Genomic DNA, 15,754 nt, shown 5'->3' with positions numbered 1-15,754 from the left:
TGGGATCAGCACACTCGTCGTCGCACGGCTCACCACCGGGGAGGCCCAGAAGTCATAGTATTAAGGGAAATGTATCCGCAGAGGGGACGGGTGCGATGGCCATCCCCCAGGGAATCGCGCCGACCGAGACGCATGTCCCGTTCGACATGGCGGATGCGGCCTCGGCGCTGATCGACGCCACGGGGATCATCATCGGCTGGACCCCGGCGGCGGAGAGACTTCTCGGCTATCCGGCGGCCGACGCGATGAAGCAGCCGGCCAGGATGCTGCTGGTGGCACCCGAGGACGCGGCGCAGGCCGGGGCGATCGGCTCGTGGTGCCAGGCGCACGACGGCTGGGGCGGCCTGGGACGGCTCCGGCACCGGGACGGCCGCCGGATCGAGGTGGGGCTGCGGGTCAGCGCGATGCGCAATCCGGGCGGCGACGTCTCCTGGCTGGTCTCCGGGATCGATGTGGGCTCCGTCCCGGCCTGGGCGCTCAGCGGTTCGCTGCTCCAGGCGTTCCTCACCCGGTCACCGATCGGGATGGCCGTGCTCAGCCCGGATCTGCGCTATGTGTGGATGAACGACACGCTGGAGCGCTACGGCGGGCTGCCGCGCGAGCAGCGGATGGGGCGCCGGATGGCGGAGTGCCTGCCGGGGCTGGACACCGAGGCGCTCGAAGCGCAGCTGCGGCAGGTGCTGAAGACCGGCAGGCCGGTGATCGACTACGAGTACCGGGGCTGGACGATGGCCCATCCGCACCGCGAGCACGCGTACTCGACCTCCTTCTTCCGGCTGGACAACGCCGAGGGCCGTCCGGTGGGCGTGTGCTACATGGGCATCGACGTCACCGACCGCTGGCGGGCCCGGGAGCGGCTGGCGCTGCTCAACGAGGCCAGCGCGTACATCGGCAGCACCCTGGACGTCATGCGCACCGCCCAGGAGCTGGCCGACTTCGCGGTGCCGCGGCTCGCCGACTTCGTCACCGTCGATCTGCTGGACTCCGTACTGCGCGGCGAGGAGCCCATGGAGAGCGCCGGCGACACCCTGCCCGCCTTCCGCCGCGCCGGTCAGGCATCGATCAGGGAGGGCTGTCCGGAGTCCATCGCGAGGCCGGGGGACGCGGTCGCCATCTCCGCCACGTCCCCCTTCGCCTGCTGCTTCTTCTCCGGGGAGGCCCTGCTCGATCCCGTGATGGACAGCTCCATCAGCGCCTGGTCCGGGGACGATCCGGCGCGGACGGCGAAGGCGCGCGAGTTCGGGATGCGGTCGCTGATGGTGGCGCCGATCGGGGCCCGCGGCGCCCTCCTGGGCGTGGCCTCGTTCGTCCGCTCCCGCCATCCGGACCCGTTCGAGGAGGACGATCTGCTGCTCGCCGAGGAGCTGGTCGCGCGGGCCGCGCTGAACATCGACAACGCCCGCCGCTACAGCCGTGAGCACGCCGCCGCGCTGGCCCTGCAGCGCAGTCTGCTGCCGCACGCCCTGAGTGGCGGCCAGGCCGTCGAGGTGGCCTCCCGCTATCTCCCCACGGACGCGCGCAACGGAGTCGGCGGCGACTGGTTCGATGTGATCCCGCTGTCCGGTGCCCGGGTGGCGCTGGTGGTCGGCGATGTGGTCGGGCACGGCATCAACGCCGCGGCCACCATGGGGCGTTTGCGCACCGCCGTGCACACGCTCGCCGATATGGACCTGCCGCCCGAGGAGTTGCTGGCCCACCTCGACGACCTGGTCATCCGGCTCACCGAGGAGGAGACCGGGCAGGAGGGCCTGGCGGCCGCGGTGCTCGGCGCCACCTGTCTGTACGCGATCTACGACCCGGTCACCCAGCGGTGCACGATGGCGCGGGCGGGACACCCCACCCCCGCGATCGTGGACCCCTCGGGCGAGCTCTCCTTCCCCGCGCTGCCCGCCGGTCCCCCGCTGGGCCTCGGGTCGCTGCCGTTCGAGTCGGCGGAGCTGGCGCTGCCCGCCGGAAGCCTGATCGCCCTCTACACCGACGGATTGATCGAGACCTGCGACCAGGACATCGACGTGGGTCTCGGCCGGCTGAGCAACGCCCTCGGCCAGGCCGCGCTGCCGCTGGAGGAGCTCTGCTCCCTGGTGGTCGACACCCTGCTGACCTCCCCGCAGACCGACGATGTGGCCCTGCTGCTGGCCCGTACCCGCGCACTGGGCGCCGGACATGTCGTCTCGTGGGACCTGCCCTGCGATCCGGCCGTCGTGGCCAGCGCCCGCTGTCTGGCGATGCGCCAGCTCGCCGAGTGGGGTCTGGAGGAGGTGATGACGACCACGGAACTGATCGTCAGCGAACTGGTCACCAACGCCATCCGCCATGGCGTCGGCCCCATCCGGCTGCGGCTGATCCGGCACGACGTGCTGATCTGCGAGGTCGCCGACACCAGCAGCACCTCACCGCGGCTGCGCCACGCCCGCACCACCGACGAGGGCGGCCGCGGGCTGTTCCTCGTCGCCCAGCTCACCCGCCGCTGGGGAACCCGCTACACCGAGGGCGGCAAGCTCATCTGGGCCGAACAAGACCTCCCGGAACCGGCATGAAGCACGCTCCGGCGCACCCCCGCCCTATTCATGATCGGCTGACTCCCGCACACTGGCCCTGGGCCAACAGGAGGGGAGCGTCGAAGGTGCGGAGGCCGGTCGGCGGCGAGGATCGGTGGGGGCGGCGGCTCGCCTCCCCGTGGTGGCGCGGCGCGATGGCGCTGCTGGTGGGCGCGCTGCCCGCGCTGGCCTTTCCCGAGCCCTCGCTGTGGTGGTGGGCGTATGCCGCCCTGGTGCCCTGGCTGCTGCTGGTGCGCTCGGCGCCCACCGGCCGCCGGGCGGTGCTGGACGGCTGGCTGGGCGGCGCCGGGTTCCTGCTCGCGGCGCACCACTGGCTGATGCCGAGCCTGCATGTGTTCATCGTGGTACTGGCGCTGCTGCTGGGGCTGTTGTGGGCGCCCTGGGGGTGGCTGACGCACCGGCTGCTGCACGGCCGGCCGGGCTCCGGGCGGGTGGCGGCGGCGCTGGTGGTGCTGCCGTCCGCCTGGCTGATGGCCGAGCTGGTGCGGTCCTGGGAGTATCTCGGCGGGCCATGGGGGCTGCTGGGCGCGAGCCAGTGGCAGGTGGCGCCCGCGCTGCGGCTGGCCTCGGTGGGCGGGGTATGGCTGCTCGGCTTTCTGCTGGTCATGGTGAACGTCGCGGTGGCCGTGCTGATCGCGGTGGCCCGGGCCCGTACGGTGGCGCTGGCCGGGCTCACCGCGTGCGGCGCGGCGGCGGCCGCGGCATGGGCCTGGGTGCCGCAGGCCAAGGAGCCGGGGACGGCACGGATCGCGGTGGTGCAGCCGGGGGTCATCCAGGGTCCGGGGCCGCGCTTCGAGCGCAGCGCGGAGCTGACCCGGCAACTGGCCGACCGCCATGTCGACCTGGTGGTGTGGGGCGAGAGCAGCGTGGCCCAGGATCTGACCACCCACCCGGAGGTGCGCCGGCGGCTGGCCGGGCTGTCCCGGACGGTCGGCGCGGATCTGCTGGTCAACGTGGACGCGCGCCGCAGCGACATGCCCGGGATCTACAAGAGCTCGGTGCTGATCGGGCCGAACGGTCCGACAGGGCAGCGCTACGACAAGATGCGGCTGGTCCCCTTCGGGGAGTACGTCCCGGCCCGGCCGCTGCTGGGCTGGGCCACCTCGGTGGGCAAGGCGGCCGGTGAGGACCGCCACCGGGGCACCGAGCCGGTGGTGATGAACCTGCCGAACTCCCTGCGGATCGGGCCGCTGGTGTGCTTCGAGTCCGCGTTCCCTGACATGAGCCGGACCTTGGCGCGGGAGGGGGCGCGGATGCTCGTCGTCCAGTCCTCGACCTCGACCTTCCAGGGGAGCTGGGCGCCCGAGCAGCATGCCTCGCTGGCCGCGCTGCGCGCCGCCGAGACCTGGCGGCCGATGGTGCATGCCACGCTGACCGGGGAGAGCGCGGTGTTCGGGCCGCGCGGCGAGCCGGTCGGCCCCCGGATGCCCACCGACGCCAGCGCGGCCACCGTCTACACGGTGCCGCTGGGGCAGGGCACGAGCCCGTATGTGCGGATCGGGCCCTGGCCGGTGTACGGGGCGATGGCGGCGCTCGCCGTCTTCTGCGCCGCCGAGGGGGGCCGGGCGCTCAGACGGCGGACGGACCGGCCGTCGGATCAGGGGCCGGACCGTTCGTCGGACTCGCGGACAGACCAGCCGACTCCAGGGCATCCCTGACGACCCGTTCGCACAGCTCATGGGTGCGCAGCGCGTCCTCGGCGCCGATCCGCCGCCCGGAACGCACCGCGTCCAGGAAGGCGTCGGTGATCTGCTCGATCCCGCGCTGGCGCGCCACCGGCACCCAGTCGCCCCGGCGGCGCACGCTCGGCTGGCCCTTGTGGTCGATGACCTCGGCGAGGTTGAGCACCTGCCGCTTGGTGTCCTGGCCGGAGACCTCCAGGACCTCCTCGGTGGAGCCGCTCATCCGGTTCATCACGCCGAGCGCGGTGAATCCGTCCCCGGAGAGCTGCAGCAGCACATGGTGTATCAGCCCGTCGCGGATCCTGGCACGCACATCGATGTGGTCCACCGGCCCGGGCGCCAGGAAGCGCAGCGTGTCGACGACGTGGATGAAGTCGTCCAGCACCAGGGTGCGCGGGTCCTCGGCGAGGCCGACGCGGTTCTTCTGCAGCAGGATCAGATTGCGCGGATGGTCCAGGCACTGCGCGTAGCCGGGCGCGTAACGCCGGTTGAAGCCGACCATCAGGCTCACCCCGCGCTCCTCGGCGAGCCGCACGATCCGCTCGCTGTCGGCGAGGTGGTACGCGAGCGGCTTGTCGACGTAGGTGGGCACCCCGGCCTCGATCAGCCGGGTGACGAGGTCGGCGTGGGCATCGGTCGGGGCGTGCACGAAGGCCGCGTCCAGCCCCGCCGCGAGCAGCGAGTCGAGGTCGGCGTGGCGCTGGGCGTCGGGGACACGGTAGGTGTCGGCGACCCGCTGGAGGGTGGCGGGGGTGCGGGTGTGCAGATGCGGCTCCAGGCCGGGGCGGGCCATGAGCACGGGCAGATACGCCTTCTGCGCGATGTCGCCGAGCCCGACGCAGCCGACCCTCATATGTGCTCCCCGCAATCCTCGGTCATGCCTTCCGCTGTGCCCCCGAAGGATACGTGCGGGTGGGCGGATGCCAGTCGGCGATGCCGTCGAAGGAGCGGAGGGCCAGACCGGGGACAAGGCGGCCGACGGCGGCGATGGCGATATCGCGCAGGGCGACGGCCGGGGCGCTGGTGAGGGTGACCATGCGGGCGGTGCGTGCCGAGCGGCGTACCACGTCCATCGTGCGGGGCAGCCGGTCGCGGGTGTAGGCGGCCAGGGCGGCGGAGGGGTCGGCGGCGCCGGGGGCCAGATGGTGGGCGAGGACGACGGCGTCCTCGATGGCCTGGTTGCCGCCCTGCCCCATCGTGGGGGCCATCGCGTGGGCGGCGTCGCCGAGGAGGGCGACCCGGCCCCGGTGGTAGGCGGGCAGGGGCTCGGCCATGTACCGGATGTCATGGCGCAGCACGTCCTGGGGCGCGGCGGCGGCGAGGACGTCGGGGACGGGCCGGTGCCAGTCGCCGTAGAGCCGCAGCAGTTCCGACCTCTCGTCGTCGGGGGCGCGGCCGCCGGGCGGGGTGACGGCCGCCGCGTAGGCGTAGACCCGGCCGTCCTTGAGTGGCTGGGTGCCCCAGATCCGGCCCCTCCCCCACGTCTCATGGGGCTCGAACGGCCGGCCCAGGTCGGGGATGACGACACGCCAGGTGGTGAATCCGGCGTAGCGGGGCCCGGGGTGGTCGGGGAAGAGCGCGCGGCGGACGGCCGAGTCGATGCCGTCGGCGCCGATGACGAGGTCCGCCTCGTACGTGCCGTCCTCGGTGGTGACCCGCGCCGGGCGGTCGGCGCCGCCGGGGTCGGCCAGCCGGGCGGCGGCCCCGGTGCGGACCACGCCCTCGGGCAGCCGGGAGACGAGCAGGTCGACGAGGGTGGCCCGGTGGAGGAGGACCAGCGGGCCGCCGAAGCGCTCGGCCGTCGCCGCGCTGTCCATCCGGGAGAGCCAGCGGCCGCCGGGGGTGCGCAGTCCGCCGCCGCCCTGCCAGGCGGCGAGCGCGCGCACATCGTCGCCGAGGTCGATGGCGTCCAGGGCGCGCTGGGAGTTGGGGGCGAGCGAGATACCGGCGCCGACGGGCTCGAGGCGGGCGGCCCGCTCCAGGACGGTGAGGGACCAGCCGCGGCGGTGCAGGGCCGCGGCGGCGGTGAGCCCGCCGACTCCGGCACCGATGACGACGGCACGGGGCTGCTGCATGACTCCTCCAAGGCAACTACAGGTGTAGTACTCATTACGTTACTACATTTGTAGTGCGAGCGGCGGATGGGCTTAGGTTGGCCCCATGACCGCTGATCGAACCGCCGCCTCCGCATCGGCCGCGTCCGTCTCCGCATCGGCCACGTCCGCGTCCGCCGCCTCCCGTGCCGAGCTGATCGCCGACACCGCCCTGGGGCTGCTGGCCGGGCGCGGGATGCGCGGGCTGACGCACCGTGCGGTGGACGAGGCGGCCGGACTGCCGCTCGGCTCGACCTCGAACCACGCCCGGACCCGCGCCGCCCTGCTCAAGGCGGCGGTCCGGCGGCTGGCCCAGCGGGAGGCGGAGGTGCTGACGCCCGATGAGATGCCGCGCTCGGCCGGCGCGGTGCGGAACGGGGCCGATCCGGTCGCGGAGCTGGCCGACGCGCTCTCGCTCGCCCTGCACCGCTCGCTCACCGCCCAGCGCGATCTGCTGATCGCCCGCTACGAACTCGCCCTGGAGGCGACCCGCCGCCCCGAACTGCGGGAGTTCTACGACGCGACGGGGCGCGGCTTCCGGGAGCCGCTCGAAGCGATGATGACGGCGCTCGGCTCCACCGAGCCCCGGCGGCACGCACGGTCACTGGTCGCCTGGTGCGAGGGGCTGATGTTCAGCTGTGCCGCGGGCGCCGACCACGACGCCGTACCCGACCGCGCGACGCTGCGCACCGGCTTCGCGGAGCTGCTGCGCGGGATGCTGAACGAATAACGCGTGGCGGGCCGAGTGGCCGGACCGCCATCATGACCGCCATGACAACCGCAGAACGCCACGAAGCGCCCCGGACCGCCGATGAACGCACCGGCCTGGAGGGGTGGCTGGACTTCCACCGCGCGACCCTCGCCCTCAAATGCGAGGGGCTGGACGACAAGCGACTGCGCGAGGCGTCGGCGCCGCCGTCCGAACTGACCCTGCTCGGCCTCGTACGGCATATGGCCGAGGTCGAGCGCAGCTGGTTCCGGCGGGTGCTCGCCCACGAGGACACACCGCCGATCTGGTACAGCGAGGAGGACCCGGACGGGGAGTTCCACGTCACCGACGGGGACACCGCGGAGAGCGCCTTCGCCATCTGGCGGGACGAGATCGCCAAGGCCAAGGAGGCCGCCGCGGGCCGCTCCCTGGACGATGTCGTCACCCGTCCCGGCCGTGGGGACTACAACCTGCGCTGGATCTATCTGCACATGATCGAGGAGTACGCCCGCCACAACGGCCACGCCGACCTCATACGCGAACGGATCGACGGCGTCACCGGCGACTAGGGCACATAGCGAGGGCGCCGCGGGGTCAGTGGGCGTGGTGGTCGTGGTGGTCGTGGTGGTGCTCGTGGTCGTGGCCGTCGCGGTGGTCGTGGCCCGGGGGGCGTTGCGCCAGGGCGAGGGTGCGGGCGGTGACGTCGTCCGCTGAAACGGCGCACCGGCCGGCGAGCGTGTCCTCCAGGGCGGCCAGCCAGAGCCGGTAGTAGTGGTACGGCTCGCCGGGTGCCGCCGCGGCCTCCCAGGCCGCGATCCGGGCGATCAGCGCGGCCTGGAACTCCGGCCAGGTGAACGCGCCCGCCTCGTACAGGCTGACGGCCATGCCGAAGGCCCGGCTCTCCCAGGGCTCGGCGAAGACCAACTCACCGTTGGAGCGCGGTGGCGCCGCCGGGCCCTCGATGTCCAGTGGCGCGGTCATGGTGCCGCCACCTTGGCCACGCCGACCATCGCCTCCCGGGTCACCAGCGGCACGAGCTGTTCCTCGGAGAGGTGCTCGGTGCCGGCCGGACGCTCGGGCAGTACCAGCCAGCGCACCTCGCTGGTGGAGTCGTGGACGGTGATCCGCACGTCGTCGTCGAGTTCGAGGCCCATCTCGAACAGCACCGTGCGGGGCTCCTTGACCACGCGCGCACGGTAGGCGGGGTCCTTGTACCAGCTCGGCGGCAGGCCGAGCACCGGCCACGGGTAGCAGGAGCACAGCGTGCACACCACCACATGGTGGGTGGTCGCGGTGTTCTCCACCACGACGATGTGCTCGCCCTGCGACCCCGAGAAGCCGAGCTCCTCGATGGCCGCGGTGCCGTCCTGGAGCAGCCGCCGCCGGTACTCCGGGTCGCTCCACGCCCTGGCGACGACCTTGGCGCCGTTGAGCGGGCCCACGTTGGTCTCGTAGGTGGTGATGATCTCGTTCATCACCTTCGGGTCGATCAGGCCCCGCTCGGTGAGCAGTTGTTCGAGCGCCTCGGTGCGCAGGGCCACGGGAGGGGCCTCGCCCGGTCCGCCATCGGTGGGGGTCATGAGGTGGCCTCCAGGTAGTTCTCGAACAGGTCGGCGGTGACCGCGAAGGGCTCGGCGTCGGCGCCCCACAGCTCGCGCGAGTCGAAGCGCACCGAGTAGACGTACTGCGGGTTCTCGCCCTGGAAGTGGGCGTTGGTGTCGGGGAGTACGAAGGCGGGCTGGACGACCTCGACGATTCCGGTGTGTCTCCGTGCGTAGCCCGGCAGCCGGGTGTGCCCGGGCACCGACATGGCCTTGGTCCGCACCCGCTCGCCGACAGCGAAGGCGGGCGGGTGGTCCACCGAACGCAGCGAGCCCTCGGCGCTCGGCGCGTAGTCGGGCACGGCGGGCTCGGGGATCGGCGGCTCCTCCACGCCTTCGCCCCGCAGGTTGCGGGCGCGGGCGCGGATCGCGCCCGGCGCGAGGACGGCGCTGTCGGTGAGCATCAGCTCCGCGCCGTTGAGCCAGCGCCCGTAGTAGCCGTCGTCCAGGTAGGCGGCGCGATCCAGGCGCTCGAGCCCGTGCCGGAAGGCGTCCAGGTTGACGCCGCCGAAGGCGATACGGCCGGAGAGACTGGCCAGCGCGAAGGCCCGGCCCTGCCAGGGCTCCTCGAAGACCGGTTCATCGCGCCTCGGTGGACGGACGCGTCCCCATCCCGGGGTGCCGCCCATATCAGCGATGCCCTCCATGGCACGCCTCCCCATATGGCCACATAACGGAACTATGGGAATGAATCGTATGCGACGGGCGCCATCCGGGCCGTGACGACCGCGCCGCGTAGGTCCCGGGACCGCACCCGAACGCTGCGATCCCGGCACCTGGGCGGGTCAGACCAGGACACGGCCGAGGAAGTCGCGGATGTACTCGGTGATCGGCTGCAGATGGCTTTCGAGAGCGAAGTGCCCCGAGTCGAGCAGATGAATCTCGGCGTCGGGCAGGTCCTGGCCGAACGCCTCCGCACCCGCCGGGCCGAAGATCTCGTCGTTGGCGCCCCAGACCGCCAGCAGCGGGACCCGGGAGTCACGGAAGTACTGCTGGACCCGCGGGTAGAGGTCCACGTTGGTGGGGTAGTCGCGGAAGAGCTTGAGCTGGATCTCGTCGTTGCCGGGCCGGTCCAGGAGCGCCTGGTCGTGCACCCAGTTGTCGGGGCTGACCAGGGTGGGGTCGGCGACTCCGTTCAGATACTGCCAGCGCGTGATCTCGGCGGTCAGGGCGCCGCGCATGGGGGCCTCGGTTTCCGGTCCGGGGGCCTCGGCGTAGGCGAACACGCCGTCCCAGAACGGCTTGACGAAGCCGTCGACGTAGGCGTTGCCGTTCTGGGTGATGATCGCGGTGATGCGGTCCGGGTCGCGCAGCGCGAGCCGCCAGCCGATGGGGGCGCCGTAGTCCTGTACGTACATCGCGAACCGGTCGACGCCCAGGCTCTGCAGCAGGCCCGAGGTGACCTGGGTGAGGGCGTCGAAGGTGTAGGGGAAGTCCCGCAGGGAGGGCATCGCCGACTGGCCGAACCCGATGTGGTCGGGGGCGATGACGCGGTACCGGTCGGCGAGGGCCGGGATCAGGTGGCGGAACATGTGCGAGCTGGTCGGAAAGCCGTGCAGCAGCACCACGACGGGCGCCTGGGGGTCGCCGGCCTCCCGGTAGAAGACCTCCAGGCCATCGACGGTGGCGGTGCGGTGGTGGACTACGGTGGTCATCACTCTAACCTTTCTGCGCAGCTTCAGTGGTTACACGGCCCAGTCGAGCATGCTGGAGCTAACCAGTCAAGAAGTTGTAGAGGGTTAGGTTGAACTGGGTCGCCGTCTCGCCGTCTCCGTACAGCGGCGCCCTGATTCCAGCCTCCGCCCGTCCGCGGCCGTCGGCCAGTGCGGTCGGCACCGAGACGCCGCCATCACATCGCCGTCCGCCACCCGGCGCCCGGACACCCGGCACTCGGCGCAGCCGCTTGCACGCTGCGCTAACCTGTCACACGAGGCGAAACGGTTAGGACGTGTCATGGTGACCACGCAGGAGCAGCAGGACACGCTGCTGGAACTCCTCAACAGCACACCGGTGGTCCGCGGGGTCGTCCAGGACCAGCTGGCGGATCCGGAAAGGGCCAGGTCCTGGCAGCAGGCGCACGGCGGCAGCGGCACCGCGGAGGAGCACGCCTGGCTCCTGCGCGCGCGGGACGCGCTGCAGGACGTGGTGCGCGGCGGCCGGCCGGCCGCTTCACTGGCTCCGCTCCTCGACGGGGTCACCTCCCACCCGGAGGTCTCCTCCGAGGGGGTGTCCTGGCGGCTCGACGCCCCGGAGGAGCGCCGGATGGCGGTGGAGGCGGTGATGGCCTGGAGCGCGCTGCTGGAGACGATGTCCGGTCGGCTGCGGCCGTGCGCCAACCCGGAGTGCCGCCGCTTCCTCCTCGACCGCAGCAAGACCAACAAGGCCCGCTGGTGCTCGATGGCGGTCTGCGGCAACAGGATGAAGGCCAGGCGCCATTACCAGCGCACCCGGGACGGAGCGGCCGAGTAGCCGCCGTCGCGGCAGCGGCAGAGGCAGAGGCCGGAGCCTCCGGCCGCTGATCGGCCGCCAGTCCCCCTAGTCCCTCTAGACCTCCAGTCCCCTAGTCCTCGACGGCGCCCTCCAGAGCCAGCGTCAGCCGCAGGATGGCGGCCCGTACCCCGTCGCCGTACGGATCCTCGCCGAGCGCACCGGCGGCCGCCCGGGCGAGCGCCAACTGGCCCCGGGCCGCCTCCTCCTGGCCCAGCTTCAGGTAGCCGGTGGCCACATTGAGGTGGAGGGAGGGGAAGAACGCGCGCGGGACCAGGGCCCCGGTGAGCCCGTCGGCGGCGGCGAGCGCCCGCAGGTTCCAGATCAGCTCGTCGAGCGGATCGTCCTGGGTGTCGGCCAGATAGTGGGCGAGGGCGCAGCGGTGGAAGGGGGCGCCGTCCCGTTCGATCTCCTGCCACAGCGCGGCGAGGCGATTGCGCGCCTCCTCCCGGTCACCGCCCCGGTGCAGCATGACCGCCTGCCCGATCCGGGTCAGTACGGCGTCGCCGTTGGGCGCCTCCCGCTGCGCTTCCGTCATCGCGGCCTCCCGTCCTTCGAGCGAAGCTAGGGGGTGTCCTGCGGATCATGCACCGTTCGCCATGCCCCGCTCGGCGTGTCGTGGTTCGGCGGGGCCCCGGGGGTGTCGTCCTTCGGCGCGCCGTAGCGGCGGGCCAGTTCGGCGACGGCCCGGGTGACGGCCGACCTCAGCTCGGGCGGCCCGAGCACCTCGGCGTCGGTGCCCAGCCGCAACATGTCGTGGACCGCGACCGGCAGCGACTCCACGGGCAGGACGGCACGCCGGCGCCCCCGGTCGTCGGGCGGGCCCGCCGCGGCCACCGCCTCCGCGCCCACCGCCCCGAACTGCATCGGGAGGAGCTGCACCCCGCGCTCGGAGAGCAGGAGTTCGGCCTCGCCGTGGAAGCGCGAGGACTCCAGGCGGCGGGACGACTCCTCCCAGTAGGCGGCGAGGTCGAACCCGGCGGGCCGGTCGAAGACCTCCTCCAGCACCTCGGCGGCGATGATCCGGGAGACGCGGTAGCTGCGCACGGTGTCCTCGACCCGCGCCACCAGGTACCAGATGCCGCCCTTGAGGACGAGGCCCAGCGGGCACAGCTCCCGCCGTACCTCGCCGCGCCAGCGGCGGTAGTGCACCCGCAGGACCCGCAGCTCCCATACGGCCTCGGCGGCCGCCGCCAGATGGGGCACCGACTCGGCGTCCCGGAACCAGCCCGGCGCGTCGAGGTGGAAGCGCTCCTGGATGCGGCGGGAGCGCTCCCCCAGCTCGGCCGGGAGCGCGGCCCGCAGCTTGAGCTGGGCCGTGGTGAGGTCGGCGCCCAGGCCCAGCTCGGCGGCCGGGCCCGGCATTCCGGCGAGGAAGAGCGAGTCGGCCTCGTCGCCGGTGAGTCCGGTCAGCCGGGTGCGGTAGCCGTCGAGCAGCCGGTAGCCCCCGGCCGGGCCGCGGTCGGCGTACACCGGCACACCGGACGCGCTCAGCGCCTCCACATCGCGGTAGACGGTGCGCACCGAGACCTCCAGCTCGGCGGCGAGGTCGGGCGCGGTCATCCGGCCCCGGTTCTGCAGCAGCAGAAGCAGCGAGAGAAGGCGGTCGGCACGCATGCGGTCCATTGTGGGCGCCGTACCTGACAAAAGATGTCAGGTACGGCCGCCAGAGTGGCTTCCACAGCCGATCCACAACAGATCCGGCCCCTGACCGGCACCTGACCGGCCGCTGACCGGCCCCTGAAAGGACCCGCCATGACCACCCACACCACCGGCCACTTCACCTACGCCGACTGGAAGGAGACCGCTCTCGAAGAGGCCGAGGACGGCGGCGCGAAGCTGGCCCAGGCCGTGGTGACGAACGCTTTCTCGGGCGGCATCGAGGCACCGCGGACCAGCTGCAATTACGCGATCACCTATCTGTCCGACAAGACCGGCGTCTGCTGCGGCTACGAGCTGCTGACCGGCACCCTCGACGGGCGGACGGGCAGCTTCGTCGTCCTGCAGCACGGCAGCTGGGGCGAGGACGCCACCGTCCACTGCACCTTCGAGGTGGTGCCCGGCTCCGGCACCGGCGAGCTGGCCGGGCTCACCGGATCGGGCACCTTCGCCGCCGTACGCGGGGAGACCGAGATCCCCTACAGCTTCGACTACACGCTCTAGCCGTGCGGTCCGGTCAGGCGCCGAGGTCCGGGATCCGCCAGTCGATCGGGGTGTGTCCCTGGGCCTTGACCGCCTCGTCGATATGGGTGAAGGGGCGTGAGCCGAAGAACTTCTTCGCCGACAGCGGGGACGGGTGCGCCCCCTTCACCACCGCATGCCGCGACTCGTCGATCAGTGGCAGCTTCTTCTGGGCGTAGTTCCCCCAGAGCACGAAGACGGCCGGATCGGGGCGCGAGGCCACCGCGCGGATCACCGCGTCGGTGAACTTCTCCCATCCCTTGCTCTTGTGGGAGTTGGCCTCGCCGCCCCGGACCGTCAGCACCGCGTTGAGCAGCAGCACACCCTGGCGCGCCCACGGCATCAGATAGCCGTTGTCCGGCACTGGGTGGCCGAGCTCCTCCTTCATCTCCTTGAAGATGTTCCGCAGCGACGGCGGGGTCTTGACGCCCGGCCGCACCGAGAAGCACAGACCGTGGCCCTGACCCTCGCCGTGGTACGGGTCCTGCCCGAGGACGAGCACCTTCACCTGGTCGAACGGCGTGGCCTCCAGGGCGGCGAACACCTCCTCGCGCGGCGGGTACACCGGCCCCTTGTCCCGCTCCTCCTCGACGAACTCGGTGAGCTCCTTGAAATAGGGCTTCTCCAGCTCCTCGCCGAGGACCCCGCGCCAGGACTCGGGCAGCACATAGGGCACGTCTACAAACCTCCGGTCGTGTTCCGTCCAGGGCACAGAACCTACCGGTGGCCACTGACAACGCCTCATGTGGACCGGGCACCGACCCGCGGTGCCCAGCCTCATGGGGACCGGGCACCGGTCCGCGGTGCCCATTGGCGCGGGGGTGGGGCCGGGCGCCGGTCAGCCGATCCCGGCGCCCAGGAGGATGCCACCGTCCACGACCAGCGTCTGGCCGGTGACCCACGCCGCCTGGTCGGAGGTGAGGAACGCGGCCACGCCCCCGATGTCCTCCGGCGCGCCGAGCCGCTTCAGCGGATAGGCCGCGGCGGCCTCCTCCTCACGCCCCTCGTACAGGGCGGTGGCGAACTTGGTCTTCACCACCGCCGGCGAGATGGCGTTGACCCGGACCCGCGGGGCGAACTCCTGGGCGAGCTGCACCGTGAGGTTGATCATGGCGGCCTTGCTGACGCCGTATGCCGCGATGAACGGCGAGGACGACATCCCGGCGAGCGAGGCGATGTTGACGATCGTGCCGCCGTTCTCCTGCTGCCAGGCCTTCCAGGTCCGCTGGGCGAAGCCCAGTGCCGAGACGACGTTGGTCTCGAAGACCTTACGGATCACATCGAGGTCGAGATCGGCGATGGGCGAGTACACCGGGTTGGTGCCGGCGTTGTTGACCAGGTGGTCGATCCGCCCGAACGCCTCCATCGTCCGCTCGACGGCGGCCGCCTGGTGCGCCTGGTCATGGGCCTTCCCGGCGGCGTAGATCGCACGGTCGGACCCCAGCCGCTCCACGGCCTCCTTGAGCGCGTCCTCGTTGCGCCCGGTGATGCACACCCGGTCGCCGCGGGCGACCATCGCCTCGGCGATGGCGTAGCCGATTCCCCGGCTCGCCCCGGTGATGAGCGCGGCCTTGCCGCTGTCCTGTATCTGCTCGGACATCTGGTGGGTGACTCCTGATCAGTTGAGCGGGCCGCCGGCCACGTACAGGACCTGGCCGGAGACGAAACCGGCCGCCTCGCCGGTGAAGAAGGCGACCGCGTTGGCGATGTCGCCGGGCTCCCCGACCCGCTGCACCGGGATCTGGCTCGCGGCGGCCTTCTGGAAGTCCTCGAAGCCCATGCCGACGCGCTGGGCGGTGGCGGCGGTCATGTCGGTGGCGATGAACCCGGGCGCCACGGCGTTGGCGGTGACGCCGAACTTGCCGAGCTCGATGGCGAGGGTCTTGGTGAAGCCCTGCATTCCGGCCTTGGCCGCGGAGTAGTTGACCTGGCCGCGGTTGCCCAGCGCCGAGCTGCTGGAGAGGTTGACGATCCGGCCGAAGCCCGCGTCCACCATGTGCTTCTGGCAGGCGCGCGACATCAGGAACGCGCCCCGCAGATGCACGTTCATCACGGTGTCCCAGTCGGACTCGCTCATCTTGAAGAGCAGATTGTCGCGGAGCACGCCCGCGTTGTTGACCAGGATCGTCGGCGCGCCGAGCTCCTCGGCGACACGCGCGACGGCGGCCTCGACCTGCTCGGCGTCCGACACATCGCAGCCCACGGCGATGGCCTTGCCGCCCGCCTCGGTGATCTTCTCCACGGTGTCCGCACAGGACCCCTCGTCGAGGTCGAGCACGGCGACGACGCGACCCTCCTCGGCCAGGCGCACGGCGGTCGCCGCGCCGATGCCGCGGGCCGCGCCCGTCACGATGGCAACGCGCTGCTCGGTGGTGGACATGCGGGTTCTCCCTCGCATCGATGGCGGCTCACCGTCCCGGCCCCGGGAGTGAGCAACCGCTTA

Annotated in this window: 17 protein-coding genes; 6 read left to right on the top strand and 11 right to left on the bottom strand. The window is 72.1% G+C overall.

Going from position 1 to position 15,754, the window contains the following annotated elements; genetic code table 11:
• Positions 1–95: 95 nt before the first annotated feature.
• Together BLV72_RS42130 and lnt are read left to right on the top strand one after the other, a co-directional pair.
• On the top strand, positions 96–2,537 hold the full coding sequence (locus BLV72_RS42130) for a SpoIIE family protein phosphatase (protein WP_093469096.1): 2,442 nt from the start codon (positions 96–98) through the stop codon (positions 2,535–2,537).
• 155 nt (positions 2,538–2,692) lie between these two features.
• Positions 2,693–4,216 (top strand): apolipoprotein N-acyltransferase, encoded by a 1,524-nt coding sequence (lnt, locus tag BLV72_RS42125; protein ID WP_167746668.1) that lies wholly within the window; start codon positions 2,693–2,695, stop codon positions 4,214–4,216.
• On the opposite strand, the gene BLV72_RS48460 is transcribed toward lnt, so the two are convergent.
• Together BLV72_RS48460 and BLV72_RS42115 are read right to left on the bottom strand one after the other, a co-directional pair.
• Entirely contained in the window at positions 4,128–5,093 is a 966-nt protein-coding gene (locus BLV72_RS48460; RefSeq protein WP_167746518.1) for a Gfo/Idh/MocA family protein, read from the bottom strand. The two genes, lnt and BLV72_RS48460, sit on opposite strands and share 89 nt — an antisense overlap.
• Positions 5,094–5,115: 22 nt before the next feature.
• Entirely contained in the window at positions 5,116–6,315 is a 1,200-nt protein-coding gene (locus BLV72_RS42115) for an FAD-dependent monooxygenase (protein WP_093469094.1), read from the bottom strand.
• Positions 6,316–6,400: 85 nt separating this feature from the next.
• Here BLV72_RS42115 and BLV72_RS42110 point away from each other — a divergent pair, with 85 nt between their 5' ends.
• Positions 6,401–7,063 (top strand): TetR/AcrR family transcriptional regulator, encoded by a 663-nt coding sequence (locus BLV72_RS42110; protein ID WP_244321277.1) that lies wholly within the window; start codon positions 6,401–6,403, stop codon positions 7,061–7,063.
• Positions 7,064–7,104: 41 nt separating this feature from the next.
• Positions 7,105–7,611 (top strand): DinB family protein, encoded by a 507-nt coding sequence (locus BLV72_RS42105; RefSeq protein ID WP_167746517.1) that lies wholly within the window; start codon positions 7,105–7,107, stop codon positions 7,609–7,611.
• 25 nt (positions 7,612–7,636) lie between these two features.
• On the opposite strand, the gene BLV72_RS42100 is transcribed toward BLV72_RS42105, so the two are convergent.
• The 4 genes from BLV72_RS42100 to BLV72_RS42085 all read right to left on the bottom strand — a co-directional run bounded on the left by BLV72_RS42100 (position 7,637) and on the right by BLV72_RS42085 (position 10,298).
• Positions 7,637–8,023 (bottom strand): nitrile hydratase accessory protein, encoded by a 387-nt coding sequence (locus BLV72_RS42100; RefSeq protein WP_093469091.1) that lies wholly within the window; start codon positions 8,021–8,023, stop codon positions 7,637–7,639.
• Entirely contained in the window at positions 8,020–8,622 is a 603-nt protein-coding gene (nthA, locus tag BLV72_RS42095; protein ID WP_093469090.1) for a nitrile hydratase subunit alpha, read from the bottom strand. The genes BLV72_RS42100 and nthA overlap by 4 nt, the downstream gene beginning before the upstream one ends.
• On the bottom strand, positions 8,619–9,290 hold the full coding sequence (gene nthB / locus BLV72_RS42090) for a nitrile hydratase subunit beta (protein WP_093469088.1): 672 nt from the start codon (positions 9,288–9,290) through the stop codon (positions 8,619–8,621). The genes nthA and nthB overlap by 4 nt, the downstream gene beginning before the upstream one ends.
• 138 nt (positions 9,291–9,428) lie before the next feature.
• Positions 9,429–10,298 (bottom strand): alpha/beta fold hydrolase, encoded by an 870-nt coding sequence (locus tag BLV72_RS42085; protein WP_093469087.1) that lies wholly within the window; start codon positions 10,296–10,298, stop codon positions 9,429–9,431.
• A 298-nt stretch (positions 10,299–10,596) separates the two neighbouring features.
• Between BLV72_RS42085 and BLV72_RS42080 the strand changes: the two genes are divergently transcribed.
• Entirely contained in the window at positions 10,597–11,112 is a 516-nt protein-coding gene (locus BLV72_RS42080) for a CGNR zinc finger domain-containing protein (RefSeq protein WP_093469085.1), read from the top strand.
• Between the two features lie 91 nt (positions 11,113–11,203).
• On the opposite strand, the gene BLV72_RS42075 is transcribed toward BLV72_RS42080, so the two are convergent.
• Complete coding sequence (locus BLV72_RS42075; protein WP_093469084.1) at positions 11,204–11,668, bottom strand: hypothetical protein; 465 nt, start codon at positions 11,666–11,668, stop codon at positions 11,204–11,206.
• A 26-nt stretch (positions 11,669–11,694) separates the two neighbouring features.
• The gene (locus BLV72_RS42070; RefSeq protein ID WP_483036752.1) at positions 11,695–12,747 is read right to left on the bottom strand and encodes a helix-turn-helix transcriptional regulator; all 1,053 of its coding nucleotides are present in this window, start codon (positions 12,745–12,747) and stop codon (positions 11,695–11,697) included.
• 138 nt (positions 12,748–12,885) lie between these two features.
• On the opposite strand from BLV72_RS42070, the gene BLV72_RS42065 reads away from it, so the two are divergent.
• The gene (locus tag BLV72_RS42065) at positions 12,886–13,293 is read left to right on the top strand and encodes a DUF3224 domain-containing protein (protein WP_093469081.1); all 408 of its coding nucleotides are present in this window, start codon (positions 12,886–12,888) and stop codon (positions 13,291–13,293) included.
• 13 nt (positions 13,294–13,306) lie between these two features.
• Here BLV72_RS42065 and ung read toward each other — a convergent pair whose 3' ends face one another.
• The 3 genes from ung to fabG all read right to left on the bottom strand — a co-directional run bounded on the left by ung (position 13,307) and on the right by fabG (position 15,691).
• Positions 13,307–13,987: a uracil-DNA glycosylase gene (gene ung, locus BLV72_RS42060; protein ID WP_059143865.1), complete on the bottom strand. Its 681-nt coding sequence runs from the start codon at positions 13,985–13,987 to the stop codon at positions 13,307–13,309.
• A gap of 162 nt (positions 13,988–14,149) precedes the next feature.
• On the bottom strand, positions 14,150–14,911 hold the full coding sequence (locus tag BLV72_RS42055; protein WP_093469079.1) for an SDR family oxidoreductase: 762 nt from the start codon (positions 14,909–14,911) through the stop codon (positions 14,150–14,152).
• An 18-nt stretch (positions 14,912–14,929) separates the two neighbouring features.
• Positions 14,930–15,691: a 3-oxoacyl-ACP reductase FabG gene (gene fabG / locus BLV72_RS42050; protein WP_093469078.1), complete on the bottom strand. Its 762-nt coding sequence runs from the start codon at positions 15,689–15,691 to the stop codon at positions 14,930–14,932.
• Positions 15,692–15,754: the final 63 nt, after the last annotated feature.

Origin of the sequence: Streptomyces melanosporofaciens, from assembly GCF_900105695.1 — a bacterium.
GTDB lineage: Bacteria > Actinomycetota > Actinomycetes > Streptomycetales > Streptomycetaceae > Streptomyces > Streptomyces antimycoticus.
The sequence above is the reverse complement of the archived record's forward strand: the minus strand, read 5'-3'. Positions and strand labels throughout refer to the sequence as shown.

Coding starts and splice junctions, on each gene's coding strand:
- BLV72_RS42110 (WP_244321277.1), top strand. CDS start 6,401: ATGACCGCTGATCGAACCGCCGCCTCCGCATCGGCCGCGTCCGTCTCC.
- BLV72_RS48460 (WP_167746518.1), bottom strand. CDS start 5,093: ATGAGGGTCGGCTGCGTCGGGCTCGGCGACATCGCGCAGAAGGCGTAT.
- BLV72_RS42100 (WP_093469091.1), bottom strand. CDS start 8,023: ATGACCGCGCCACTGGACATCGAGGGCCCGGCGGCGCCACCGCGCTCC.
- BLV72_RS42080 (WP_093469085.1), top strand. CDS start 10,597: ATGGTGACCACGCAGGAGCAGCAGGACACGCTGCTGGAACTCCTCAAC.
- BLV72_RS42075 (WP_093469084.1), bottom strand. CDS start 11,668: ATGACGGAAGCGCAGCGGGAGGCGCCCAACGGCGACGCCGTACTGACC.
- BLV72_RS42130 (WP_093469096.1), top strand. CDS start 96: ATGGCCATCCCCCAGGGAATCGCGCCGACCGAGACGCATGTCCCGTTC.
- BLV72_RS42065 (WP_093469081.1), top strand. CDS start 12,886: ATGACCACCCACACCACCGGCCACTTCACCTACGCCGACTGGAAGGAG.
- lnt (WP_167746668.1), top strand. CDS start 2,693: ATGGCGCTGCTGGTGGGCGCGCTGCCCGCGCTGGCCTTTCCCGAGCCC.
- fabG (WP_093469078.1), bottom strand. CDS start 15,691: ATGTCCACCACCGAGCAGCGCGTTGCCATCGTGACGGGCGCGGCCCGC.
- BLV72_RS42070 (WP_483036752.1), bottom strand. CDS start 12,747: ATGCGTGCCGACCGCCTTCTCTCGCTGCTTCTGCTGCTGCAGAACCGG.
- BLV72_RS42085 (WP_093469087.1), bottom strand. CDS start 10,298: ATGACCACCGTAGTCCACCACCGCACCGCCACCGTCGATGGCCTGGAG.
- BLV72_RS42055 (WP_093469079.1), bottom strand. CDS start 14,911: ATGTCCGAGCAGATACAGGACAGCGGCAAGGCCGCGCTCATCACCGGG.
- BLV72_RS42115 (WP_093469094.1), bottom strand. CDS start 6,315: ATGCAGCAGCCCCGTGCCGTCGTCATCGGTGCCGGAGTCGGCGGGCTC.
- nthB (WP_093469088.1), bottom strand. CDS start 9,290: ATGGAGGGCATCGCTGATATGGGCGGCACCCCGGGATGGGGACGCGTC.
- BLV72_RS42105 (WP_167746517.1), top strand. CDS start 7,105: ATGACAACCGCAGAACGCCACGAAGCGCCCCGGACCGCCGATGAACGC.
- nthA (WP_093469090.1), bottom strand. CDS start 8,622: ATGACCCCCACCGATGGCGGACCGGGCGAGGCCCCTCCCGTGGCCCTG.